Consider the following 25,064-nt stretch of genomic DNA (forward strand, 5'->3'; position numbering starts at 1 on the left):
CTAAGCGTGATTGCGAGAGCATTGCCGGTTTCGCAACCGGATACGTCTCCTTCCATGTCTTTTCTCGCTTCTTTTGAATCTGCCCTCAATACCTTCGTTGCCTTCGCCTGGGGGACGCCGCTGCTGGTGCTATTGGTCGGCGGTGGCCTGTTTCTGCTGATCAGCTCGCGCGCGCGCCCTTATCGCCATCTGGGGCACAGTATCGACCTGTTGCGCGGTAAGTACGACGATCCCGACGATCCCGGCCAGGTACCCCATCGACAGGCGCTCTCCACCGCACTTTCCGGAACGCTGGGGCTGGGCAATATTGCCGGTGTGGCGTTGGCTATCAGCACCGGTGGGCCGGGTGCCATTTTCTGGATGTGGGTGACAGCCCTTGTGGGGGTGGCGACGAAATTCTTCACCGCGACGCTCGCGGTGATGTACCGCGGCCGTGACGGTAATGGCGAATTGCAGGGTGGGCCCATGTATGTGATTCGCGAAGGCATGGGGAAAAAATGGCTGCCGCTCGCCTACCTGTTTGCGCTCGCCGGCCTCTGCGGCCTGCTGCCGGTATTTCAGTCCAATCAGACGGTGCAACTGCTGCGCGAGTCCTTCGCGCAGCCGCTTGGCTGGGTAAGTGCGGAAAATACATTTGCCTTCGATCTTTCCCTGGGCGTCGCCCTGGCGATAGCCGCCATGCTGGTGATCGTCGGGCGTATTCAGCGTATCGGGCGTTTTGCGGTGCGCGTAGTGCCGGCGATGGTGGTGTTTTACATGGCCTTGACCCTGATTGTAATCGGCTATTTCTGGCGCGAAGTACCCGCCGCCTTCGCGTTGATCTTCACCGACGCCTTCTCCGGTCAGGCTGCCGCCGGCGGTGTATTGGGCACGGTGATTGCAACGGGTATCAGCCGCGGAGCATTTTCCAATGAGGCCGGCATCGGCTCGGAGTCCCTCGCCCACGGTGCCGCCAAGACCACGGAGCCCGTGCGCGAAGGCGTGGTGGCGATGCTCGGCCCCATTGTCGACACCCTGGTTGTGTGCACCTGCACCGCGCTGGTGATTCTGCTCACCGGTGTATGGCAGCACGGGGAGGGGATCGAAGGGGTTTCCCTGACCGCGAGTGCCTTTTCCCAGGTGTTCGGCGGCTGGGGACCGCTATTGTTGCTGGTGATGGTGGTGCCGCTCGCGTTCAGTACCATTGTCACTTACTGGTACTACGGCGTGAAATGTTTCAGCTTTTTGTTCGGGTCCCGCTGGCAGTCGCTGTATACCGCAGTTTACGTGGTGCTGATTGTGCTGGGGGCGGTGGCGTCTCTCAGCATCGTCAACAACATCATCATCGGTATGTATGCGGTGATGGCCATCCCGACCATGACTTCGACACTGCTGTTGTCCGGAAGGGTGAATCGCGCGGCCCGTGACTACTTTGTGAAAACACCGGGGGCCTGAACCGGGAGTGGGTGGCTGCGCGCTTTTTATACGAATACTGAGGGTTGGTTGATTGGCGCGAAAAAAATTATTGTGAGAGTTCTCACAAAGTGAGTGCAAGAACTGATTTTTGTCTCACCCGCTATGGGAACTGTCAGAAAAAAGCGCTAAAAACGTGGTTTCATTAAAAACATAATCACTCTACGGTTACATTAGGTGGCACCATGGCTAACCCTCTCGATCCCAAGCCGGATGCAAATCTGGACTCCAACTCTTTTCTTTCTGGCATGAATGAACGCAGTTCGGGCGAGCGCCCGTTTGCGGACAAGTTCGATTCAAGCCTGGCGAAAGATCGCTCTGTAATCGGTAAAAACATCAAATTCCGCGGTGAGCTGATCGGCACCGAAGACCTGCACATTGAAGGCACCATCGAAGGTACCGTCATCATGGAAGGTCACGACCTGTCCATCGGTCGCGAAGGGGAGATCAACGCCAATATCCATGCGCAGAATATCGTGATCAACGGCAAGTTGACCGGCGATGCGCTCGCGGATGAACTGATCGAAATCCGCAATACCGCCGTGGTCAAAGGCAACCTGATCGCGCCGCGTATCCAGCTGGACGATGGCGGTAAGTTCCGCGGCTCCATGGATATGGTCGATACCGATGATGAGATGAAAGCTCGCCACGCGGAGTTCAAGGACAAGCTGGTCCACCCGAACCTGCCGCCGAAAGAAGACGTATCTGGCAAGCACGCGGCGGTGAAAAAGTCGTTTGCTCCCAAGGAAAATGCCAAGGATCAGGCCAAGGATGCGGAGCTGGCCGACAGCTGATGTGCCGCAGCAACGCCGCAGTATCCCCCCGTGCGGCGTTGCTTTATTCCTGACTTCAATCCCAGGCTCACGCCCCGAATTCTTGCGATAAACAATGCAACACCGTTCTTTTGGCCTCGCTGCGTTAACGACCGAGATGGTCAAAAGCGGGGACCGAATTCTCGATCTCGGACCACTTTCGTCGGGCACCACCCAGGCGTTTCTGGGGCTCAATTGCCAGTGTCACATCGAGGATCTGGTGGAATATCTGGCGGAAAACCAGCATGCCGATGATCCACTGGCGGCACTGGAAGAGCATCTGATACCGAAGCCTGCGAGCCTGAAATTTGATGTCATCCTGTGTTGGGATCTGCTGAATTTTCTCGACCTGGATGTCATCCAGCACCTGATACACTTGCTTGAACCCCATCTGAAGCAGGGTACCATCCTGCATACCATGCGCTACACCGGGCGCAACCAGCCGCACAAGCCGCGACGTTTCCGCCTGCTGGACAATTTTTGCTTTGAGTATGTAGACGATCCCAGCTATCCGGAAGTGGCATCCAAGGGGCATTCCACGGTCACCCTGCTGAAATGCATGGACAGGTTCAGCCTGTTCAACTCGCTGATGAAGCGGGAGGGAATGGACCAGAATGTCACCGAGCATTTCCTCGAATACGACAGCGTTACATCGCGCAACCAGGTGCGCAGCGGTGGCGCTTCGGATGTCAGCGCGTATTTCCGGCAGGTGCGCGATGATGAGCGCATGGAATTTATCGGTGTACACAAAGCATTGGAGGTACTGCCGGAGAGGGCAACGGTACTTGATTGCGGACGCAAGAATGGACGCAATATCGACGCACTGAAGAAAAAAGTGGGCTCCCTGTATGTGGAAGACCTGCACGCGTCTCTGACCTGGCGCAAGAAGATGCACGGGGAAAGCAGCGACTTCAGTGAGTCCATGTTCAGCTTCGACCCCGGCACCCGGCTGGATGGTGTTTTCCTTTGGGACCTGCTGAATTTCTGCAGCCCGTCGCAGATACAGGCGCTCGCTGAACTGTTGGCCGGGCGCATGAACTCCGGCGGTACCCTGCATTTTCTGGTGTACAAATCCAGCCAACAGCCGGAGCGTCCGGCGATGTTCGAAGTACTCGAAGATGCGCGGGTGGCCGTCACCGGTATTGCGGAGGGACAGCGGGCGCGTGCACTGGGAAGTACCGCCGATCTCATGCGGCTGCTGCCCGGCTACCGTCTGTTCAGCCACCATCTCGGACGCCTGCCCTCCGGGCATTCGGTGCAGGAGTTCGTGTTGCAACTCAAGTGCTGACCGAAATTCTCTAAAAAATTACATCGATACAACTCCCTGCGAGTTTCCAAGCGAGATTGCTTCCATGTCTGAATTTTTGCGCTCTGTTTTTGTCGCCCTGAGCCCGGATGCGGTAACCGAAGGGTTTCTCTATCTGATGCTGGTGCTGTTTGCGCTGGCGTTACTGTGCCGGTTTATCCGTCGCGCCGCCGAGTTCGTGGAGCAGGCACCCGGGCTGCTGACATCCCTCGGGATTCTCGGCACCTTTACCGGCGTCATCATCGGCCTGTTTGAGTTCAGCCTGGCGGGCATCGACGAGAGTATCGCCAACCTTCTGGATGGCCTGAAAACCGCGTTTATCACCAGCGTGTGCGGTATCGGGCTTTCCATTCTGCTGCGCACACTGACCCGGTTTATTCCGATGCCGGGCGAAGCGTCCGCGGTAAGTGAACTGGGTGAAATCCACAATGCGCTGCAACAGCTGCAGGGTGCGTTGGTGGCGGGTCAGGAGCGCCAGCTTCAGCAGAGTGAAGCCCAGATGGAAAATTTTTCGCAGCAGGTGTCACAGGCACTGGTGAAAGAATTGGAACAGGTGGTGGTGCGCTTCAATGAACGGGTGGAGGCCCAGTTCGGTGAGAACATGACTCGCTTCGGGGAAAACTTTGCCCATTTTGATGGCATGGTGGAAACCCTCACCCGGGAGTACAAGGCCCATGAGGAGCGTGTGGAATACTGGTCCGAGCATTGCGACACGGCAGTAATGGGGCTGGTACAGGTGGCGCGGGATCTGCAGCAGATTCACCAGCGGCTGGCGGAAATGCCGCAGTTTTTTGATGGGCTGCAAAATTTTGGTGAGCAGGCGCGCGAGCAGATGCAGGCACTGAACGGGCAACTGGATCGCTACCGCGATGTGAGTGTGCAGATGCAGCAAGTGCTGCCGCAGCTGGGGGAGCGCATCGATCAGTTTGTGCAGGGTATCGATGTGGTACAGCAGGTGATGACCAGCGATATGAAGCAGTCCCTGGTCAGTATTGCTCGCCAGAGCGAGCTGTTGGGCGCGCAGATCGAAGCGGTATCCGGCGCCTTCGAAAAAATGTCCAGTCTGGACGCCGACTTTATCCAGAACCTGGTGCAGGAATCAGTGGTTACCCACCGCAACGGTATGCAGGAGCTGGCCATGCAGCAGGCGCGTACTCACAAGGAAATGGTGGAAGCGCTCAGTCACGTGATCCGCAAGAGCATGGGGGACGCGGAGCTCTCCATTGGCAAGCAGTACCAGATGGTTGAGCGCCGCATGGAAGAGGAAGTGGAGGGGGTGATCGCAGCCATGGGGCAGGCGCTGGCGACCATCAGTGGCCAGTTCACCCGCGACTACCGCCAGTTGGTGGCGCAGATGCAGCGACTCACGCAGGCGGCGGCATCCGCGGAACGCGCCCGTGAGGAAGTTGCCTGATGTCGGCGAGGTCCGGGTTTCCCCGTTCCGGAGGTTCTCACCGCGGCGAGGGTGAGGCCTCGTGGATCAGTGTGTCTGATCTGATGGCGGGGCTGATGATGGTGTTTCTGTGCATCGCGGTGGCGATGATGCGCTCCGTGATGATCGAGCGGGAAAAGATCCGCACCATCGCCATGTCTTACAAGGAAAACCAGCTGGCGATTTACGAATCCCTGCAGCGCGAGTTCGCCGCCGATCTGCCGCGCTGGGGCGCGACCATCGATCGCGACACCCTGACCGTGGCCTTCAATAATTCCGACGCGATGTTCGATACCGGCGAGGCGTCACTCAGCGCCAGCTACCAGATAGTGTTTGAGGAATTTTTCCCGCGCTATATGAATGTGCTGGCACCGTTCAAGGCATCGGTGGAAGCGGTGCGCATCGAGGGGCACACCAGCTCCGGCTGGGGGCAGTCCAGCGACCGCAATACCACGTATTTCAATAATCTGCGGTTGTCTCAGGACCGCGCGCGCTCGGTGTTGCGGTATGTGTACACCCTGGATGAAGTAACCACTCACCACGCCTGGATGATGCAGAATGTGGCGGCTGTCGGATATTCCTCGTCGCGGCCGATTTACAATGACGACGGCAGTGAGAACATCGAACAATCCAAGCGAGTGGCCTTCCGCGTGATCACCAATTCCGAAACCAAGATCCACAGTATTCTCGAGGAGTCTTTCTGATGGGCCGCTGGACACGGCACCTGGAGGCGCTGACCCAGGCCATTTCCGGAATCGGTGCGACACCGGTCGCCGGGGCGCCCGATGGCGATCCGGTCGTGGACGGTCCGCTGGAGACCGATGTGGCCGGTGAGCCGCCGGTTGCGACGACCAGTATCGAGCAGGCGTTGATGCAGGGAATGGAGGTAACTCTCGGCGACCTGCGGGCGACGGAGCACGGCTGGCTTTATCGCGGGAGCCCGGTCATGGTGTTCGCCGTGGATGTGGCGGCAGTGGACGATGTGCAGGTGCGCCGGGAATTTTTCCAGCGGATACACCTAACCAGTTGCTGCGGTGCGCTGGAAGACCCCGGTCAGGTGGTATGGATCGGTACGGCGCGCGAGGTGCTGGCCGCCCCGGGATTGAGTGCGGCTCCCCACGCTTGCGAATACTGCCTTGCCAAGGTCAATCACCGCGGCTTTCGCGGCCTCGGGCCGCGGGATCGCAGCCGGGTGGCGGAAGCGCTCAGTTTTCACTGGCATGTGAGCCAGTACGCCGCGGAATACTTCCCCGAGAGTGACGCCAGCTTCTGGAGACCCGGTGCACCGGTACAGTCGCTACCGCAGATTGCTCCGGAATCGGCCGCCAGTGGCAGCTGCGGCTTCTGCAACTGGCAGGTGCCGGCGGGGCGCGAGTGGTTTGTGCCGGTGGAGCGCGGGCTTGCGCTGGGGCTGTCAGTGGATGCCTGCGTACTCTGTGCCCAGCAGCAGGCCATGGGGGTGCTCGCGCTGGCGGACGACAGTGCACTGGAGGCGAGTCGGATGCGCTGGCTGGCACAGACAGATACTGGCGATGCGCTGGACGAGGAGAGCGGGCGCGACTGGAGTTGGGTGCGCCGGCAGCTTCCCCTCGCGTGGCACCCTCTGTGTGAACAGCTGGAGCGGCGTCTTTCGCCCCCGGATCTTTTCTACCATTTTGCCGGCTACGAAGGCGTGGCGGTTCTCGCCTGGCCTGAACACCGTCGCGGTATTGTTGCCAGCGAGGACGAGCGGGCAAAACTGCCGGAGGGCTGGGATTTCTGGACCATGCGCAGTGTGCTCGGGAGTCTGGGATAGGCAAACGGCGGAAACAAAAACGGGCAGCGAAGGCTGCCCGTTTTTTTTATCGGTTAACTACTTACTGCCGCACGGTCACCTTGGTGCCCATGGGGGCATTTTCATAAAAGATTTTCGCCATATGCCAGGGCAGGCGAACGCAACCGTGGGATTCCGGGCGGCCGGTGACCTTGCCGGCGTGCATGCTCACGGCACCATTGAAGCGCATGAAAAAGTCCATGGACGCACCGCGGAATACCGTGCCCGCCGGGCGTTTGTCACGGCGCACATCCACGCTGCTCATACGTACATAGCCGGCGCGATCCACGTAATGACCATAGAGGTTGGAGTTGTGATACACCTCTTTTTCCGTCACGCGGAACGTTCCCGTTGGGGTGCGGTTACCGGCGACCCCGGTGGCAACCGGAGAAATGCCCGCTAGCTGGCCACCTTTATAGAAATAGGCCCGCTGCTCACTCAGATCGATGATGATGTGCGCAGCACCGCCGACCACTTCCGGGCGCCACCAGGCGCTGCCGTCGGTCATGGATCTGTGCTGTTGATAGGGGTGCGGATAATCCCCAGCCTGTGCCACGGGTGCCAGCATGGCCGTTGCCGCCAGCAGCAGGCCGCCGCCCAGCAGGATTTTTTTGACGGAGCGTTTCAGAAGAGTGGAAGAGCGTTGCATGCATACCTCATCTGCTCTCGCGAGCAATTTGCAGGCCGTACGCGCCGCCGCCCGTATGTGGGACGACCGGGTTTCTCCAGAAGTGCAGGGACGCAAGAGCCCCTGCGCCGGAGCGCACATAGCAAGCCTGTGAATTTCCCCAAAGCGGCGCGCCGGTGTGTCCCGGATTGGCCGCGGGATGAGCCCTGCCGGTAGGTACTGTGAAAACGCAGACCTCTCGGCAAGTGAGAGGCATGGTAGGGTCGGGGGTTGGCGGGTATTACATTTAAATGGAATGACGGGTGCTGGTGATAGACAAAAAGACACACAAAAAAAAGCCGGCTGCGAAGCCGGCTTGAAACATTCCAGAATGTCTGGAAAACGTGCTTTGACGAGAGAGCAACAAAGTTGACGATCTTATTGAGAGGTAACCGTTTGAGTACTGAGCCCCGGGTCGGTTCACGGCACTTGCACAAGTGCGCGCCAATATTTCAATAAGTTCGAATTTTTTCCTGGGTGGGTGCCACCACTTATTTGCGAAGAAAGACGCGAGCGCCAGCGACCGGTAGCTGAACGCGGTCTCCGGAGACGGAGCCCGCGAAGTCATCGGGTGTAATGTCCTCACTGCCGACAAATTTTTCCGGCAGGGTGTATTCCTCCGCTGCGTGGCCCAGGTTCAGCACGACAAAGTAACTTTCCTCTTCGTCGCCACCGCGTTCGAAGACCAGAAGATCATTGCCGCTATCCAGAATCTGCTGGCTGGCCGTGGCCAGTGCCGGAGACAGCAACCCGTGCCACTTCAGCAGCGCGCGGAAGCGATTCAACATGGAGTGCTGGTCGTCTTCCTGCACCGAGGCGGCTAGGTGGTAGTGTTCCTCCGCTACCGGCAGCCAGGGTTTCACCTTGGAGAAGCCGGCATTGATCTCGCCGCCGTTGAACCAGGGCATGGGGGTGCGGCAGCCGTCGCGGCCCTTGAATTCCGGCCATAGATTGATGCCGTAGGGATCCTGCAGGTCTTCAAACGCCACCTCCGCTTCCGGCAGGCCCAGCTCCTCGCCCTGGTACATGCACACGCTGCCGCGCAGCATCAGTTGCATCAGGAAGAACAGCGGCGCGCGGGCGCGGGCGGTTTCCGGGTCGAAACCCCGGTTCCAGCGGGTCATGGAGCGCGGCACATCGTGGTTGGAAATGGACCAGCAGGGCCATCCCTCCTCGATCACCTGGCGGTTCTTCTCCAGCGTGTCGCGCAGGAACTGCGCGCTGCAGTTTTCCGACAGCAGGTCGAAGGAATAGGCCATGTGCAGGCGGTTTTCCGTGGTGTACTCGGCCATGATCTTGTGGGTGTTGTCGTCGCCCACTTCGCCCACGGTCATGGTGCCGGGATACTCTTCCAGCAGGGCGCGCACGCGCTGCAGGAACACCAGGTTCTCCGGTTGGGATTTGTCGTGGATGTGCCACTGGTACTCGTAGCTGTTCACCGGTGGCAGGCCATTCTTGTCAAGCTTTACCGGGCGCGGCGGGTTGCTTTCCAGCGAGCGGTTGTGAAACGCGTGGTTGATGGCGTCCAGGCGGAAGCCATCGACCCCGCGGTCGAGCCAGAATTTCAGGTCCGCCAGCAGCTGTTCCTGGACTTCCGGATTGTGCAGGTTCAGGTCCGGCTGCTCCTTGAGGAAGTTGGTCAGGTAGTACTGACGGCGGCGGGTGCACCAGCGCCAGGCGCTGCCACCGAAGTTGGACATCCAGTTGTTCGGCGCGCTGCCGTCTTCCTTCGCGTCCGCCCACACATACCAGTCGGCCTTGGGGTTGTCGCGGGTCTGGCGGCTCTCCTCGAACCAGGGGTGCTGGTCGGAGGTGTGGCTCAGGATCTGGTCGATGATGACTTTCAGGCCGAGTTCGTGGGCCTTTTCGATTACCCGGTCAAAGTCATCCAGGTTGCCGAAGATGGGGTCCACGTCCCGGTAGTCGGACACGTCGTAGCCGAAGTCCGCCATCGGCGACTTGAAGAAGGGCGAAATCCAGATGGCGTCCACGCCGAGGGATTTCACATAGTCGAGCTTCTGGCAGATACCGGGCAGGTCGCCGATGCCGTCGCCGTTGGCGTCGCAAAAACTGCGCGGATAAATCTGGTAGATAACGCCGTTGCGCCACCATTCCGCGTTTGTGTTGCCTGTGTGAAGACCGCTCATACCGTGAGTCCGTTATTGAAAGCTTTTTATGGGTAGCTATTAGCTTAGGGTCAGTATGGCGGCGCTGGTGGCGCCTTACCTCCTCCCCGAGTGGGGGGGAGGGGGGTGTGTCGGTGGACTGGCGGGGGGACCGTCAGGGCTTATCCTGCACCGAGCGCAGCAGCTGCTCCGCCAGCGCAATGGCCTCCTGGCGGTCCTTCACATCCAGCTTCTGGTACAGGCTGCGGATGTGGGTCTTGATGGTGCTGGGGGCGACCTTGAAGTGCCGGGCGATGCGCTCGTTGGAGAGGCCGGAGTGAATGGCGTTCAGCACCTGCCATTCGCGCGGGGTCAGCGGCGAATGCCGCAGGAAGTCCGGCACGGCGTCGCTGGCGAGAATCTCGCGCACGATGGTTTCGTCCAGTTCGATACGGATGCCGCCGCCGAGTTCCGGCTGTTGCTGGGCGAGCTTGATCAGTTGCTGCGCCTTGTCTATCTGCAGTTCGCTGAGGGCGTGTTTCCCGCTTTCCTCCAGTGCGGCCTTCAGCATCACGATCATGGGTTTACCGACCTGCAGGAAGCTCGCGGTGAGGTCGCTCTCCTGCATGATGGTGAGTGCTGCACGCAGGTGCTCCAGCGCCGGCTCGCGGCGGTCCCGCAGCCAGGCGAGGTGGGCGGCGAGAACGCGGTTGCGCAGCTGGTCGGTGATCAGTCCACACTCTTCGGCCACCTGCTGCAGGCGCCCCAGCAGACGATTGGCATCGGACCAGCGGTGCAGGGAAATCAGTGCGCGCACATGGTTGCGCCCGTGGCACTGCTCGAAGTGGTTGCTGGGGCGGTCCGCCACCGCGTCCGCCTGTTCCTGCCAGGCGGCGATGGCCCCGGTATTTTCCAGGGCCTGCCAGACGCGCATTCTGGCGGCATCCGCATTGGCTACCCAGTCGCGGTGGTAGTGCTCGCCGTTCAGCAGGTGTTCCACCCGCTCCATCCACTCCAGGCTCTCGTCCTTGTCACCACGGGCCAGCGCCACTTTCAGCAGCAGCGTGTATTCCGGCAGTAGCCAGCGTTCACCCACCTTGCGGTTGATCTGCATGCCGCGGCGGGCGGATTCGGCGGCGCCGTCCAGATCGCCCGCCTCCCACTGCAGCTGGCCTTTCAGGCGGTAGATGAATTCGGAGATCGGCAGACCGATCAGGTGATGCTCTTCCGCCAGTCGCTGGGCGCGGGCCTGCAGCGCAGCGGCCTTTTTCAGCAGACCGTTGGCGAAGGCAATCTCGGTCTGCTGGCACAGGGCCCAGGCGGCGTTGGGGATGTCCTGGCGGGCGAGGGTGGCCTTTTCCACCGCTTCCATGTGGTGCATGGCCTGGTCCAGTTCGCCGAGGCAGAAACTGGTTTCGCCGATGACCAGCTGCGCGGCGATGCGCTCGCTGTCCTGGTCCGCCGGCAGCAACTCCAGTGCTTCCTGGGCGTACTCCTTGGCTTTCAGTGTCTGCCCGCGGGAGACCGAGACCTGGGCGCGCATCGCCGCGAAAGCGCCTTCGAAGTCCTGCCACTGCTTCGGGTCTTCCCGCTGCAGCCAGCTCTCGGCGGCGGCCAGCAGTTTGTTGCAGCGCTCGTAGTCGAAACTGTCGCGGGCGAGACGCGCCGCCAGCAGGGTGAAGCCGGCGTGTTGCTTGATCTGTTCCTCGCCGAGCCAGTTGAGGCTGTCGTTGAGGACGCGGAACTGCCCCTCGCGCAGGAACTGCTCACCCTGTTCGGCGATCAGCCGGTGCACCCGCGCGCGATCCTGGGCCTTCAGCGCGTGGCGCAGGGCTTCCAGGGGCTGCTTGAGTTCCTGCCAGGTGTCACTGGCGGTCTGGTGCAGGCGGGTGAGTTCGTCGCCGTCCCCAAGCTGGCGCTGCAGAAAGCGCGCGAACACCGGGTGGAAGCGGAACCACTGGCGGCTGGAGTCCTGCGCCTGCAGGAACAGGCCGCGGCTGGCCGCGGTTTCCAGCTGTTGCTGGCCGCCGCTCTGCCCGCTCAAGCGCTCCGCCAGCAGGCCGTTGACGCGGGTGAGGATGGAGGTGCGTGCCAGCAGCTGGCGCAGCTCCGGCTCCAGCCGCTCCAGAACTTCCTCGGCGAGGTAGTCGAGGATATGTCCGTGGCCCTGCTCCAGCTCGCCCAGATAGCGGTCCACTTCCTCCTGGTTGCGCACGGACAGCGCGAACATCTGGATCGCCGGTGGCCAGCCCTCCGACAGCTGGTGCAGCTGGGCCACACGGTCGCTGCCGAGGGCGAACGGCAGGCGTCGGGCCAGGAGCTGGGTGGTTTCGTCGATGGTCAGGGCCAGGTCGTCCGCGCTCAGTTCCAGCAGGCGTCCCTGTAAACGCAGGGCACCGAGGCCGAGCGGCGGCTGGCTGCGGCTAGTGATGACCACGCCGATACCGGCGGGGGCGTGGCGCAGCAGGAAACGGGTGGCGTCGTGCACCGCGGGGTTGTCGATCTGGTGGTAGTCGTCGAGGACGATGCGCAGCTCACTGGGGAGCTGGCGCAGCTCCGCCAGCATCTGACTGATGGCCAGGGATGGGTCGAGGTTGTGCTGCGCTTCGACAATCCTGCTGGTTTCCGGCACGCCGTTGCCGGTGGCGCGATGCACGCTCTCCACCAGGTAGCGGCAGAACTGGCGGGGCTCGTTGTCGCCGCCATCCAGTGAGTACCAGGCCACCGGATTGTCCTGCTCGGAGGCCCAGGAGGTGACCAGTGTGGTCTTGCCGTAGCCGGCGGGAGCGGTGACCAGTAACAGCTGGTCACTCTGGCTCTGTTCCAGCAGCGACAGCAGCCGCGGCCGTTGCAGGGTGTGTTCCGGGCAGTCGGGGAGGCTGTACTTGGAGGCTAGGAGCATGGCGTTGACCGGTCGCTGTGTGTAAGACCCACGTGTTCAGGCGCAATTGTACACTCTGAGTCTGCCAGCCCCCCGCCGGCTCCGCGTCCTCCCCCGTGGGGGAGGAGTCGTCGCTACTCCATCCCGCGGAAAGCGTGCAGTCCGATCACAGCGCCCACAAAGCCACCGGCACTGCGGGTGCTCACCACCCGTCCGTCCGCCGCCAGCAGCAGTGGCTGCCAGTGTTTGCCATCGTCCAGGCTGTAGTGGAAGTCATACTCCGGGCCGCGGGCGCGGATACGCAGCTGGATATCCGCCGGCTGGCCGGCATCGGTCGCCAGTGCGCTGCGGGCGATGGTCTCGCCCTGCGGAGAATGCCCGCCGTCGCGGCGACTGACAATCAGGTCTGAGCCACCTTCGCCGTTGCCGGTGATGCCGAAAAAGTAGAAGTGCCCGCTGTTCTGGAAAACCGCCATGCCGGCGCGATCATTCTCTCGCTGTGGGTAATAGTGCATTCGCGTGGTGGCGACGGCGTGCAGGTGTTGCTGGCGACGGGCGACGAACGCGGGATTGCCGGTGTCGCCGAGGGCGGTGGCCGTGGCGGTGAGCCGCAGGCTTCCCGGGGTGTGCTCCAGGCTGTACCAGGGCTGTGGGGATGGATTGCGCAGCTGCAGCCAGTGCATGGGCAGTTGCGGTGAATCGAACTCATCCCGCAGGGTGAAGTTGCCGGACGTGGCGATGGCGGCGGCCGGTTGCACTGGCAGTGCCGGGCGTTTGGCTGCGAATGGAATCCGCTGTTCGCCGCGGGTGATCACCGGCCAGCCGCTTTCCCAGGTCATCGGCATCAGGAAAGTTTCGCGGCCCGTATTGTAGAAATCCCCCTCGTAGGGGCGGGTGCCGAGGAATACCGCCCACCAGTTGTTCTTTGCGTCCTGCACAAAATCCGCGTGACCCACGGAGGTGACGGGAGCCGGGCGCGCCGGATCCAGATGACGCTGGGTGAGGATAGGGTTGTTATCCCAGGGGGTAAACGGCCCAAACGGCGACTCGCCTTTGAACACCACCTGCGAGTGATTGACGCTGGTGCCGCCCTCCGCCGCAATCAGGTACAGCTGACCGTCTTTGCGAAACAGATGCGGTCCTTCAATCCACACCGGCTTTGCCGCGAGGTTCACACCGCCGTTGACGGCCAGTTTGCGCGGGCCGGTGGTTTTCAGTTTTTCCGCGTCGAATTCCTGCACCCAGATGGCGCGGTGGCCGTCATACAGCGGTTCGCCGATGGGGGCGTCGTTGTTGATGATATAGGCTTTGCCGTCGTCATCGAAAAACAGGGAGGGATCGATGCCTCCCACTTCCGGTAACCACACCGGGTCCGACCAGGGACCCGTCGGATTCTTGGCAGTGACCACAAAATTGCCCCCACAGTCCACACAGGTGGTGACGAGATAGAAGGTCCCGTTGTGGTGGCTGATGGCGGGGGCAAAAATTCCGCGGGAAATACCGAGGTCGGAAAAATCCAGCTGCCCCGGGCGGTCGATCACATGCCCGAGCTGGGTCCAGCTCACCAGGTCGCGGCTGTGGAACACCGGGATACCGGGAAAGTGGGCGAAGCTGGAATTCACCAGGTAATAGTCGCCGCCCACCTGCACGATACTCGGGTCGGGATAGTATCCGGCGAGGATGGGATTGCGGTACTCGTCCTTGGCGATGGGCTGTTCGAAGATCCTGTCTTCACCGCGGTACTCGAACCAGTCGAAGGTGGCGGTGCTTTCCGGTTCCGCGTTCGCGCCCGATGACAGAATCACTGCGCCAAGGGCGGTCGCAGTGGCGAGGTGGAGAAAAAATTCAGTCATGGTGTCGATGGCCCTCGGCGTGTTGGGTTTCGATGGCGCTGAGACCATTGATCAGATAGGCCAGTGGCGCATTCCAGTTGATGGCAATTTCGTTGCTGGCATAGCTGCACATATGGTCGGTATAGGAGCGGTCGGCGACGTTGCTCGGATAGTCGCAGCCGTCCTGTTGTGAGGGGTTGGGCCCACCCACCAGAAACCCCGGCAGCGGAGGCAGCTCCGGGCGCGCGGCGGCGAGGCGGTGATGGGGGTGTTGCGGGGTTTTACGGCCGAAGCCGGTCACGTAGGAGTAACCGGTGGCGTTGCGGCCCAACAGGTAATCAAGGGTGTCTTGCGCGCTGCGCAGGAAGTCGGCGTCGCCGGTCATGCGGAAGGCTTCCAGAAACAGGATACCCTGATTGGCGGCCACCGCGTTGCTGCCCCATACAAAGTTGTTCGCGTCACTGACCATCGCCACCCGGTAGGCGTTGCGGCCGCCTGCGTCACGCAGTTTGCGTGCGGTATCGACGAGGTGTTTTTCCACTCTGCTGCGCCAGATCGCGCTGTTGGCCGGCAGCCGCTCTTTGTGGGCGAGCAGGCTGTAGTTACCGAGCCAGCGTACATCGGCCCAGTTCGGCAGGGAAAAATCGGCGGGAGTGGAACGGACCACTTCCCAGTAGGCCTGGTCGCCGGTCGTGAGGAAAAGTTCCGCCGCCGCCCAGTGGCGCTCGTCGGCCAGCTGTTCATCGCCATAGGCGCCGGTGGTCACGTCCGGGTCGAAGGTTTTGTTCAGTTCATCCTGGCGGTAGCGGATATCCGGATGCTGCTCCGCCCACTGCCAGGCGTTCTGCGCGGCCTGTAGATAGTGTCGTGCGGCGTGCGGATCGTAGGGCTTGAACACCCGCGCGGCCTGCGCCAGCACCGCGGCAAAATCCAGTGCGGCGGCGGTGGTCTTCTGCACCATATAACGGGGCTGCACCGCGAGATGTGCCGCGATCATTCCCTCGAAGCTGGCACTGGTGAGTTTGTGATAGACACCGCCGTCCTCCGGGTCCTGCATGGCGGCGAGCCAGTCCAGGTTGTAGCGCACCTCGTCGAGAATATCCGGCACATCATTGTCGGATTCCGGGATATTGAGCTTCTGATGCAGAAAATATTCCGCATAGCGCTCGAATGCGCTCATCAGTGTACCCATGGTGATCCCGCTGTTGACGACATATTTGTTGTAGTCGCCGGCGTCGTACCAGCCTTTGGGGGCGGAGACCCGTGTGCCCGCCGGGCGGGACTTGCTGGCGGCGGAGGGGTGGATCAATACCCGGTCGTCGGGATGCCCGGCGGCCCGCTGCCAGGGACCCGCGTGGTTTTCCGTCAACGCCATCGACGCGCGCTGGTAATAGAAGGCCCTGATGCTGGCGCTGGCGAGATCGCGGTAAACACTCTCATCTATCGTGAAGACCGTGGAGCGCACCGGCATCCCGTTGCCAGGCTCTGTTATCTCGAGGTAATAGCTTCCCGGTGTTTCCACCGCGGTGAACGCCGCGATCAGTGTACTTTTTCCGCTCCAGGTCTTTTCACCGGACGGTTGCAGGGTACCTTCGAAGGCGATGCTGTCGCTTTCCGCCGCGCGCACCACAAATCCGGGCGTGGCGCCACTTGCCGTTGGCGTGACTACCACAGCGAGCTTTTGCGAAGATGGAGAAAATCCCAGCTGGTTCAGACGGATGTTCTCGCTGGTGGCCGGCTTGGCCTGCGCGGGCTGAATATGACCTGCGGCCGCAGCCAAAATCAGTGCGCAGGCGCATACCAGTTTTACGTTGTTGCTGGGTATAGCCACGGCGTGCTCCTTTGGTTGATTACCCGTTCGACCACCGCATTTAAATGCGACCGCGAATATGTGGCCGTACTTCCTGCCGATAATACGCAGCCAGGGCGCGATGGCTGGATGGAGGAATCGGCGGAAGATCGCAGGCGGAGACGTTGCTGGCGATCTGCTGTGGGCTGGACGCGCCGGCAATAACGGTGGACACGGCGGGGTGATCCAGAATCCAGCGCAGCGCCAGTGCCGCCTGGTCGCCCGGTTGGGTTTCCGGGAGTGAGGGATTCAATAAGGGGGTCAACCCCCGGGCCAGCTCGATACCTTTTTCAAATGGGATACCACCGAAGGTTTCGCCCACGGAAAAGGCGGCTCCGTCGCGGTTGTAATTTCTGTGGTCGCTCTCGGCGAAGCGGCTGTCGCGGGTGAACTTGCCGGAGAGCAGACCGGAGGCCAGTGGCAGGCGCACGATAATGCCCACGTTTTTTTCCCGCGCGGCATCCAGCAGTGTTTCCGCGGCGTCCTGACGGAACAGGTTGAAGATGATCTGCAGGCTGGCGATGCCGGGATGTTCCAGGCACATGAAGGCTTCCTCAAGGGTTTCCACGCTGGCGCCGTAGTGGCGGATCAGTCCGCTGTGTTGCAGTTCATCCATCCAGGAAAAAATATCGCCCTGTCGCAATATCTCCGTCGGTACACAGTGCAGTTGCGCCAGGTCAATGGTGTCGACACCGAGACGCTGAGCGGAATCCTCGAGGCTCGCGCGTAACGCGGCGCAGCGATAACCATCGGGATACAGACCGCTCCCGCGACCGACCTTGGTCGCCACCACCAGGTTGTCCGGCTTCCGCGAAAAGTGTCCGATACGACGCTCACTTTCACCGGCGCCGTACACATCGGCGGTGTCCCAGAAGTTGATGCCACTGTCCGTGGCGGCCTGGAGAATGGCATCGGCGGTGTCGCTGGCGAGCGGACCGAAGTCGCCACCCAGTTGCCAGCAACCCAGGCCGATTTCACCGACGCGGAATCCGGTTTTTTCCAGCTGGCGATATTTCATGCTTCTGCTCCTGTCACTTACTGCGGTTACTGGATCGGGGCTTTTCGATAAGACGTTTCAGCGGGGCTTTCTACCTCCGCGAACTCGTTGTCCACCTGAAACGGCGCCGCGGGAAGGCCCGCACCGTTGTAGAGATTGGCTTCGTCGGGATTGTCCGCCCAGGCGTAACGCACGGACTGCGGGTGCATAACCTGTTCACTCCAGACCTCAACGCGCTGGCCGACAATCCGCGCATTCGCCCAGTGGTAGTGACCGTCGTCACCGGCGATGGCGAATTCGAAAAGCTCGGCACGTCCTTCGCGGTGCTCACATTCGCCCACGCAGGGTCTGGCGATCAGGCCGCCGTCGGTATGTGTGAACGCGAGCAGGACTTTCTGCGCATCAAATCGGGCCGATACCAACTGCGGACCGGAAGCCACCACGTCCGCGTGACCGTAAACGTGGCGCTCTGCCGCCAGCGCGAGGCGCTCGCCCACGGTCTTTTTGTCCAGAGGGTGGATGTCATTCCATTCACCGATATCGATGGCCACCGCCATGGCGGTAGCGGGCAGTACAAGCGCGCGCGCCTGGGCTTCGCGCAGTTCCGCCCAGGCACTGTCTTCCGGGGTTGGCTTTGCCTGCTGGAAATTCGCCAGTTGCACGAACAGAAACGGCAGGGTTTCCTGGCCGGCCATCTTCCGCCAGCCCGCGCGCCAGTCACCAATCAGGGCTGGGAACAGCGATTGGTATTCCGCCGCCCGCCCCACATTGGATTCCCCCTGATACCAGAGCGCGCCCTTCACCCGATAGTTCTGCAGCGGATGCAGCATGGCGTTGTACAGGCCCGCGGGCTTCCAGCGCACAAAGGTCTGCCCGGGTAGTGGCGGCATGTGCGCAGACTGTGTGAATTGCCACTGCCCCCGGAGATCAACATGCTCGTCGTTCACCGTCAGGCGATAGGGTTTGTCCTCGACGAATCCACCGCGGTCGCCGCCGCTGTTGGTTACGCGGATGGCGATCACGTTTTCTCCCGCCTTCAGCACACCTCCGGGTATGTGATAGCGGCGGCGGGGATACAGGTAGGTGGTGTTGCCGACCTTCTCGCCGTTGATCCAGGTTTCATCGGCATCGACGATACGTCCAAGCTCCAGCAGCCCGGGTTCAGCGGACAGGTCGGCGGGCAGGGTGACGGTTTTGCGCAGCCAGAAAATTCCCTTGTCATCGGTTCCGGTTTGTTCGGCCCAGTAACCGGGTATCGATACTGTCTGCCAGCCACGGCTGTCCAGCGCCGGGGAGTACCAGGGCGTTTTACCTGGCTGGATTCCGAGATCTCGCTCCGCGGCGGTTGCATACCAGCGGTCGCTGCGGGCGCGCTCTTCGCGCTCGATGCGAGCAATCAGACTCGCGTCTTCAAATCTTTTCTTTTCCGCCAGGTGCGCGGGAAACTGTTGCAGGGTCTCTTCACTCACCCAGGCCTCCGCGGGCGAGCCGCCCAGGCTGCTGTTGATGATGCCGATGGGCACCCGCTCCCGCCGCTGGATTCGGTCGGCAAAAAACCAGGCCACCGCGGAGAAATTCTGGATATTGTCCCGGGTGGCGGAGAGCCACTGGCCGCCGCTAAGGTCCGGCTGTGGGGCATTGAAATCGTAGGTCTGCGGTACCTTGAATTCGCGGATGCGCTCGTTGTCGATCGCGGCGATTTCTTCCGGAAAGCGGTGGGCGATCCGATTGATCGGATATTCCATATTCGACTGCCCCGAGGCCAGCCACACGTCGCCCAGCAGAATGTCTTTCAGCGCGATTCGATTGTTGCCGCGGATACTCATGGTGTGTGGGCCACCGGCGGGCTGCGCATCGAGTAACAGTGACCAGTTGCCCCGGTCGTCGGCTTCGGTGCGGTAGTGCTTGCCGAGAAATTCCACCGCTACATGTTCCCCGGCATCCGCCCAGCCCCAGATTTTTACCGGCGCCTGCCGCTGCAATACCATGCCGTCGCTCACAAGCCTTGGCAGGGAGACATCCGCGTGGGCGGCGCTCCCCAGCATCAACACGCCGAGTACCACCCTGTGGGAAATACCACGAAAACATGTGCTGGTTTTTATGGCATGGTTTTTCATCGGTGTGCAGCCTCCATGAACTGGCTCTGTGGCGGACCCAGATAGCTGGGCTGGAGTCCGCCGGTATCGATCAGAACTTTCTGCAGGGTCACGCCCGGGTCCACCGCGTAAATGCGCAACCGGTGGTGCCCGGGCTCGGTCACCTTGTGGGTGGATATGGAAACGCGCACACCGTTTTTCACCGCCGTTTCCCAGGCGCTGTCGGACAGGTCGGCCAGGACATCCACCACTTGTGGTTGCCCATCGTCGAATGCAATCGCGTAACGCAGCCCGCGACCCGGCTGGAAATTCAGGCTCGGGGCAAACAATCCCTGTACCCGGATGTCCCCGGTGCTGAACAGGGTCAGATCGTATTCCACATAGGGAGCCTCTTGCGGCCGGGTGTATACCTGGTCACGGACGGGAAATACCGAGATAGAGGAGCCGGTGCGCCCGTGCAGCGGGATCTCCTCCCAGGCCGCACCGGCGGTGTCGCGCTTGCGACTGAAGTTGGCGGCCTCGATGGATATCACACCTTCGGACTCCACAAAGCCGCGCACCTGCGCGCGGGATTTTTTATCCGGCTTGAAGGCGGAAACCGCCACCCGCGCACTGCCCCAGCCGGTGCCGCGGATATCCACAAAACCCGTCTGCTTTCCTTGCGGTGCATTATCCCAGTCAATGGATACACCCAGTGAGTGTGTGTGCTGCTCCACGGTACCTTCCTCGGCATCCACCCGAATCCAGGGCGCACTGGTCGTCACCGCAAAATCAAACGCCCGGGTGCCGCGGTTGAAAATATCGATTGAATGTTCGGCCGGTCCGAATGGACTGAATTCCGGTAGCGCAAGCCCGCCAGATGCGGGCCAGAACCTCTCGCTGCCGGTTACCGCAACGCCCATATCCGCTTCAGCATGGGGTTGGTAGTGGGCGAGCGCGGGCAGGGTATTCGCCGGTGGATTATTCCAGTGGGTATAGCCGATGTGCGGCTGCGACATCATATGATTCCACTTGCCGCCGTTGACACGGTGATATTGCCGGGTGAGTTCCGCATCCAATGCGAACCACGCTTTTGCCTGTTGTGCCACCTCGTCGGTTTCCGCGCGGCCCTGGCGGGCGTAGAGGCGGTTTTTGGCGGTAGCCAGTTGCAGTTGCGTTACCGCGGCGGTGGCTTTGACCGGGTGTAATACCAGCTGGAAGAAGGCATCCCGGTAGCGCGATGGCAGCGCCTGCGCAATTTTTTCCGCGCGGGTAACCAGTGCACTCAGTTCCGTGTTGATCCGTTCTGCCTCGCCGTAGTGGGCCAGGCTGTACGTGTCGGCATCCAGCAGCTCCGGCTTGCGCCGCCCATTGTGGCGGGTATAACCCTGCACCAGTGCAGCGATGTCTTTCGCGTGCTCCGCCCCGAACTCCCGCGCCGCCCACAACTCGCCGAATGCAGGCAACCGCTCCTTCGGCCAGGCCTCCGGATTCCAGGCCATCCGCAGGAAAAATTCCGTGGGAAATTCCTGTGGCTTCAGGTCTCCCACATTCACCAGCCAGATACGATCCGCGCCATAGGCGTAAGCCAGATTCATCTGCTCCCACACCTTGGCGATGGGGGTGCTGTTGATCCAGCGATAGGAACGCGGCCCACCCACGTAGTCAAAGTGGTAATACACCCCCGCGCCGCCGCTGCGTTTTCTCTCCTCCGGCGTGGGCAATCTGCGGATATTTCCCCAGTTGTCATCCGCCCACAGCAGCGTTACATCCTCCGGCACCCGCATCCCGTTTTCGTAGTAACCCTGCACTTCCTTGTACAGTGCCCACAGCTGCGGCACCTGATCCAGAGGCCGCTGGTCAAACACCGTGGAAAGAATACGCCGCTGATCCCGCACAATTGTTTCCAGCAGACCGATATTCTGCTCCTCGCTCATCGGCGTATCTTCCTGGCCGCGCATGCCCAGGGTATAGATACTTTCATACGGCTTGTTGCGTTTGGCTCCCGCTACCCAGAAATCGTACAGCCCTTCAGGGTTGGCGGAATAATCCCACTCACCTTGCGCCGGGCCGGAACCGAACGTATCGCCGTACCGGTTCCACTCCTTGTCTGCCCGCATCATCGGTTCATGGTGGGACGTCCCCATCACAATGCCGTATTCGTGCGCCCGCACCATGTTCAGTGGGTCGTCATCCGCGAAGGCGTTATTCCACATCGCCGGCCACAGATAATTCGCCTTCAGGCGCATCATCAGTTCAAACACCTTCTCGTAGAACGTGTGGTTGTAGTCTCCGTAGTTTTCTTTCACCCAGTTGGTCAGCGCCGGCGCTTCATCGTTGAGAAATATTCCCCGGTACTTCACCCGCGGCCAATCCACCACTCGTGTATCGGCATTGATAAACAGACTCCCGGATTTTCTGACCGGCACATCCGCCCACCAGAACCAGGGCGAAACCCCAATCTGCTCACTGATCTCGTAGAGCCCATACGCCGTACCACGCCGATCACTCCCCGCAACCACCAATGCCTTGTCCACCTCCGCGAACGGGTGGCGCACCACCTGAATCAGATAGCCCTCCCACTTGCCGGCGATGTCACTCACGTCAATCCGCTGCTCTGCAATCAGGCTATCAATCAGGGGGTTCTTGCCGATCTCACCCACAATCACCACATTGCCTGACAGCTTCCCCGGGTTGGTAACAACACGCGGTTTAACTCCGGAAACCCGCTCCACATCCAGCTGGAAATTGCGCAGCGCCAGCGTGATGGCCGAATCCGCATCGGCACCGGCGTACAGACGCGCCGGTGCCCCTTTAAAAACCAGCGGAAAGTTGTTGCTCGCCGGAAAGTCGGAAACGAAGGAAGGATCACCCAGGGCCAGTGCCCTGGAGGAAAGGAAAGTGCAGGCGAGGACAATAGCTGCCCAATGTGAGAAAACGTTCTTGAGCATTTTTTATTACGTTTGTTAACGCCACAAAGGCTACGAAGCAAAAAAACCAATGCGAAGGCGGAGAACCGGGAGCGGGTTTTCAGGAGCGTCGCAAACAGGGACGTTTGCGACGCAGCTTACAGGGATGTATGCACAGCGGTCCTGAAAACCTGTACGCGGTGCTCCGCCGCCACAGTGCCAGGCTACAAAGTCAAGCCGGAAAATTACTGCGCAATAACAGAGAACTCATCGATATAAAGCGTCTCGACAGTATCTGGAATATTTTCGAAATAAAGCCGCAATTCATTCACCGTACAATCGGCAGGTACCTCCAGTGTCCCGGTCATCTCGGTCCAGGTTCCAGCCGCCATACCTTCCACAGAAACGACACCGGAATAACTGTCATCGGCCCCCTCACAGGAAAGCTTGCGAGTCAGCGTCACCGGTGCCGCATCCGGGCCCGAATGATTGACCCACACCGACACATCGTACGTAGTGCCCGGCACCACCGCCGCCGAAAGGTTATAGGAAGGCATCGAATTCGCCGCCCGCTCCGAAACCTTCAGGCTCTGTGAACCCGCCTGCGCCTGTTCGCTACTTACCGCCAGCGCCGTACCACCACTCCACCAGGCACTCCAGTTGGAAGACAGTGAAGAACCCTCAAACCCGCCATCCATCACCAGATTCGGGTCCTCCTCCTCGCCCGCACCCGGCGCAATCAGCTGCACATTATCGATATACACATCCGTACCCGCCGCCGTGTTCTCGAAATACATTAACACCTCGGTCGGATCACAGGCCGCCGGAATCTCCAGGGTTCCCGTCAGCTCCGTCCAGCTCGCCGCCGGCACCGCCTCATTGTTCGCCAGCCAGCCGTAACTGTCGGACTGACCCGCACAGGCCAGCTTGCGGGTAATGGTTACCCGGCCCGCCGCACTCGGATTCACCCACGCGCTTACCGGATAAACACCGCCGGCCTCCACCGCGTCCGTCAGGTTGTAAACCGCATAGGCGCCGCCGCCAAAGCCGGAGGCCAGCAGACTGCGGCTGCCGGTTTTCGCCTGTGCTGCCGACGTGCTCAGTGAGCCACCGGCCCAGCCCGCACTCCAGCCGTCCGCACCCTGCTCAAAATCGCCGTTACTTACCAGATTGTTCACCGGCACCGCGCCGGCGACACCGAAGCGCAACCAGTCGATATTGCCCACGCCGGTCACATCGTTGAAGCGCACATACACATCGCGGTTGCCGGCGATCGGCATCCAATCGGCGGTCGCCGTGATGAAATCACTCCAGCCATTGGTGGCCGGCAGTTCCACGCGCAGGGTATTGGCGCTGTCGAGGCTGTCGAGCCGTATCGAAAGGCTGCCGGTGCTGCCGGCGCCCTTGGCGTAGTTCACACTGAAGCTGTCCCAGGTGTCCCTGAACGCCACGCTCTGGAACAGAATCCAGTCTCCCACGTCGGTATGTGCCACCACACTGCCGGCGGCCTGTACCCCGTGCCCCTCGTCGTAGAGTTCCGCTTCCAGGGTGATCAGCTCGTCGCTGCCGCTCCAGCCACCGGGAATGTATTCCGGCACCAGCGCATCGCACTCCGCGTCACCGGCGAGGTAGCAGTTCAACCACTGCAAGCCCGCGCGTTCACTGCCGTCGCTCGCCAGCAGCCAGGCTTCACTGCGCCACATATGACCCTGACGGTAGCCCCAGTGGGTAACACCGGCGACTGCGGGGTGCTCCCAGAACACACGGAACAGCTCGCGCAGTTTATTGGCGTGGCGGGCGTCATCGGCGAAGTTGATGTCCAGTTCGGAGACGTAAATCGGCAGTCCGGTGGTGGCGAGGCGGTCGAGATTGTCTTGCACATCCGCCGCCAGGGATTGTTCGAGGAAATGCGCCTGTACACCGATACCGTCGATCAGCGCGCGCTCCTGCAGCAGCCGGATCAGTGCGAGATAGTCCTCGGTAGCGGTGTTGAGGCTGAGGATGTTGTAGTCGTTGAGAATCAGGGTTGACTCGGGGAAGGCCTCACGGGCGATCTCGAAGGCGGTAATCAGCCAGTCCCATCCGGTATCGCCGTCTCCACCCAGCGCCTCCTTATAGGACGGCGGCGCGTGCAGTGGCTCGTTGACCACATCGATCATGTCCGGGTTGGGGGAGCGGGCCTTGAGTGCGTCGACCCATTCACGAACCTCTTCGAGCTGTTCCTCCGCAGCGAGATCCGCAAGCCAGGTCGGCTGCTGCTGCCCCCAGAACAGGGTGTGGTATTTAAACGCGAGCCCATTGTCCGTGGCGAAGGTGTACGCGGTGTCGAGATCCGTCCAGTTCATGGTGTCGCGGGTGGATTCCACCGAACCCCATTTACCCGCATTACCGGGGGTGACCTGATTAAACCAGGTGGTGAGTCGGGTGTAGTCGTCGGCATTTTCCGTGGCGGTGCCGAAGAATTTTTCCAGCGCCGGCAGCACGGTTACCGTAACAGCGTCTGCGGTGCTGCTGGCTCCGCCGTCGTCACTCACACGCAGCTCGAAGGTGAGGGTGATCGCTTCATCGGTGGCTGGTGCGGTGAAGCTGGCGCTGCCGCTGCCATCGGTATTCAGGGCAACGGCGGGCCCCGTGGACTGGCTCCAGTTGTAGCTGGTAATGCTGCCATCAACGTCGCTGCCGGTACCGGTGAGGGTGACGCTGCTGCCGGCGGTCACCGTCTGGTCCTCACCGGCCTGTGCCACAGGCGCAACATTGTTGTTATCCGTGGGCGATGCATTGGGCCCTTTGACTTTCTTCTCGGTACAGCCGGCGGAAGCAATCGCCAGTGCGAGCACCGCGATCGGAAACAGGGAGGTTTTCATGGTCGTTTACCCTAGCCGTTGGTCCGGTATTCCGGACTTTGTTGTTGTAGATACGGTATGCGGGGCAGGA

Annotated in this window: 16 protein-coding genes; 7 read left to right on the forward strand and 9 right to left on the reverse strand. The window is 61.1% G+C overall.

What is annotated here, in order from left to right:
• Positions 1-54 precede the first annotated feature (54 nt).
• The 6 genes from C3938_RS10410 (at position 55) to C3938_RS10435 (ending at position 6,797) form a co-directional block, all read left to right on the forward strand.
• A complete protein-coding gene (locus C3938_RS10410; RefSeq protein WP_105103049.1) occupies positions 55-1,434 on the forward strand; it encodes an alanine/glycine:cation symporter family protein in 1,380 nt (459 codons plus the stop codon).
• Between the two features lie 203 nt (positions 1,435-1,637).
• Entirely contained in the window at positions 1,638-2,246 is a 609-nt protein-coding gene (locus C3938_RS10415) for a bactofilin family protein (RefSeq protein ID WP_105103050.1), read from the forward strand.
• A 94-nt stretch (positions 2,247-2,340) separates the two neighbouring features.
• Positions 2,341-3,552 carry a hypothetical protein gene (locus C3938_RS10420; protein ID WP_105103051.1) on the forward strand — a complete coding sequence of 404 codons (1,212 nt, stop codon included), beginning with the start codon at positions 2,341-2,343 and terminating at the stop codon, positions 3,550-3,552.
• A gap of 64 nt (positions 3,553-3,616) precedes the next feature.
• Positions 3,617-4,984: a hypothetical protein gene (locus C3938_RS10425; protein ID WP_105103052.1), complete on the forward strand. Its 1,368-nt coding sequence runs from the start codon at positions 3,617-3,619 to the stop codon at positions 4,982-4,984.
• The gene (locus C3938_RS10430; RefSeq protein ID WP_105103053.1) at positions 4,984-5,706 is read left to right on the forward strand and encodes an OmpA/MotB family protein; all 723 of its coding nucleotides are present in this window, start codon (positions 4,984-4,986) and stop codon (positions 5,704-5,706) included. Before C3938_RS10425 ends, C3938_RS10430 begins: the two co-directional genes overlap by 1 nt.
• Positions 5,706-6,797, forward strand: a complete 1,092-nt coding sequence (locus C3938_RS10435; RefSeq protein ID WP_105103054.1) for a hypothetical protein — start codon at positions 5,706-5,708, stop codon at positions 6,795-6,797. The genes C3938_RS10430 and C3938_RS10435 overlap by 1 nt, the downstream gene beginning before the upstream one ends.
• 61 nt (positions 6,798-6,858) lie before the next feature.
• Here the strand turns inward: C3938_RS10435 and C3938_RS10440 are convergent, their stop codons facing one another.
• Entirely contained in the window at positions 6,859-7,464 is a 606-nt protein-coding gene (locus C3938_RS10440) for a L,D-transpeptidase (RefSeq protein WP_233998763.1), read from the reverse strand.
• On the opposite strand from C3938_RS10440, the gene C3938_RS18300 reads away from it, so the two are divergent.
• Positions 7,463-7,597 carry a hypothetical protein gene (locus C3938_RS18300; protein ID WP_267893031.1) on the forward strand — a complete coding sequence of 45 codons (135 nt, stop codon included), beginning with the start codon at positions 7,463-7,465 and terminating at the stop codon, positions 7,595-7,597. The two genes, C3938_RS10440 and C3938_RS18300, sit on opposite strands and share 2 nt — an antisense overlap.
• Positions 7,598-7,973: 376 nt before the next feature.
• On the opposite strand, the gene C3938_RS10445 is transcribed toward C3938_RS18300, so the two are convergent.
• The 8 genes from C3938_RS10445 to C3938_RS10480 form a co-directional block, all read right to left on the reverse strand.
• The gene (locus C3938_RS10445) at positions 7,974-9,629 is read right to left on the reverse strand and encodes an alpha-amylase family glycosyl hydrolase (RefSeq protein ID WP_105103055.1); all 1,656 of its coding nucleotides are present in this window, start codon (positions 9,627-9,629) and stop codon (positions 7,974-7,976) included.
• Positions 9,630-9,762: 133 nt separating this feature from the next.
• Positions 9,763-12,489, reverse strand: a complete 2,727-nt coding sequence (malT, locus tag C3938_RS10450) for an HTH-type transcriptional regulator MalT (RefSeq protein WP_105103056.1) — start codon at positions 12,487-12,489, stop codon at positions 9,763-9,765.
• A gap of 113 nt (positions 12,490-12,602) precedes the next feature.
• Entirely contained in the window at positions 12,603-14,321 is a 1,719-nt protein-coding gene (locus tag C3938_RS10455; RefSeq protein WP_105103057.1) for a glycoside hydrolase family 43 protein, read from the reverse strand.
• Entirely contained in the window at positions 14,314-16,131 is a 1,818-nt protein-coding gene (locus C3938_RS10460; RefSeq protein WP_199775531.1) for a glycoside hydrolase family 9 protein, read from the reverse strand. The genes C3938_RS10455 and C3938_RS10460 overlap by 8 nt, the downstream gene beginning before the upstream one ends.
• Before the next feature lie 40 nt (positions 16,132-16,171).
• Positions 16,172-17,167, reverse strand: coding sequence for an aldo/keto reductase (locus tag C3938_RS10465; protein ID WP_105103058.1), 996 nt, complete (start codon positions 17,165-17,167; stop codon positions 16,172-16,174).
• A gap of 26 nt (positions 17,168-17,193) precedes the next feature.
• A complete protein-coding gene (locus C3938_RS10470) occupies positions 17,194-19,263 on the reverse strand; it encodes a sialate O-acetylesterase (RefSeq protein WP_105103059.1) in 2,070 nt (689 codons plus the stop codon).
• On the reverse strand, positions 19,260-22,172 hold the full coding sequence (locus C3938_RS10475; RefSeq protein WP_105103060.1) for a glycosyl hydrolase 115 family protein: 2,913 nt from the start codon (positions 22,170-22,172) through the stop codon (positions 19,260-19,262). The genes C3938_RS10470 and C3938_RS10475 overlap by 4 nt, the downstream gene beginning before the upstream one ends.
• 203 nt (positions 22,173-22,375) lie before the next feature.
• Positions 22,376-24,994, reverse strand: coding sequence for an endo-1,4-beta-xylanase (locus C3938_RS10480; protein ID WP_105103061.1), 2,619 nt, complete (start codon positions 24,992-24,994; stop codon positions 22,376-22,378).
• Positions 24,995-25,064: the final 70 nt, after the last annotated feature.

The sequence above is a fragment of the Microbulbifer pacificus genome (assembly GCF_002959965.1).
GTDB classification, from domain to species: domain Bacteria; phylum Pseudomonadota; class Gammaproteobacteria; order Pseudomonadales; family Cellvibrionaceae; genus Microbulbifer; species Microbulbifer pacificus_A.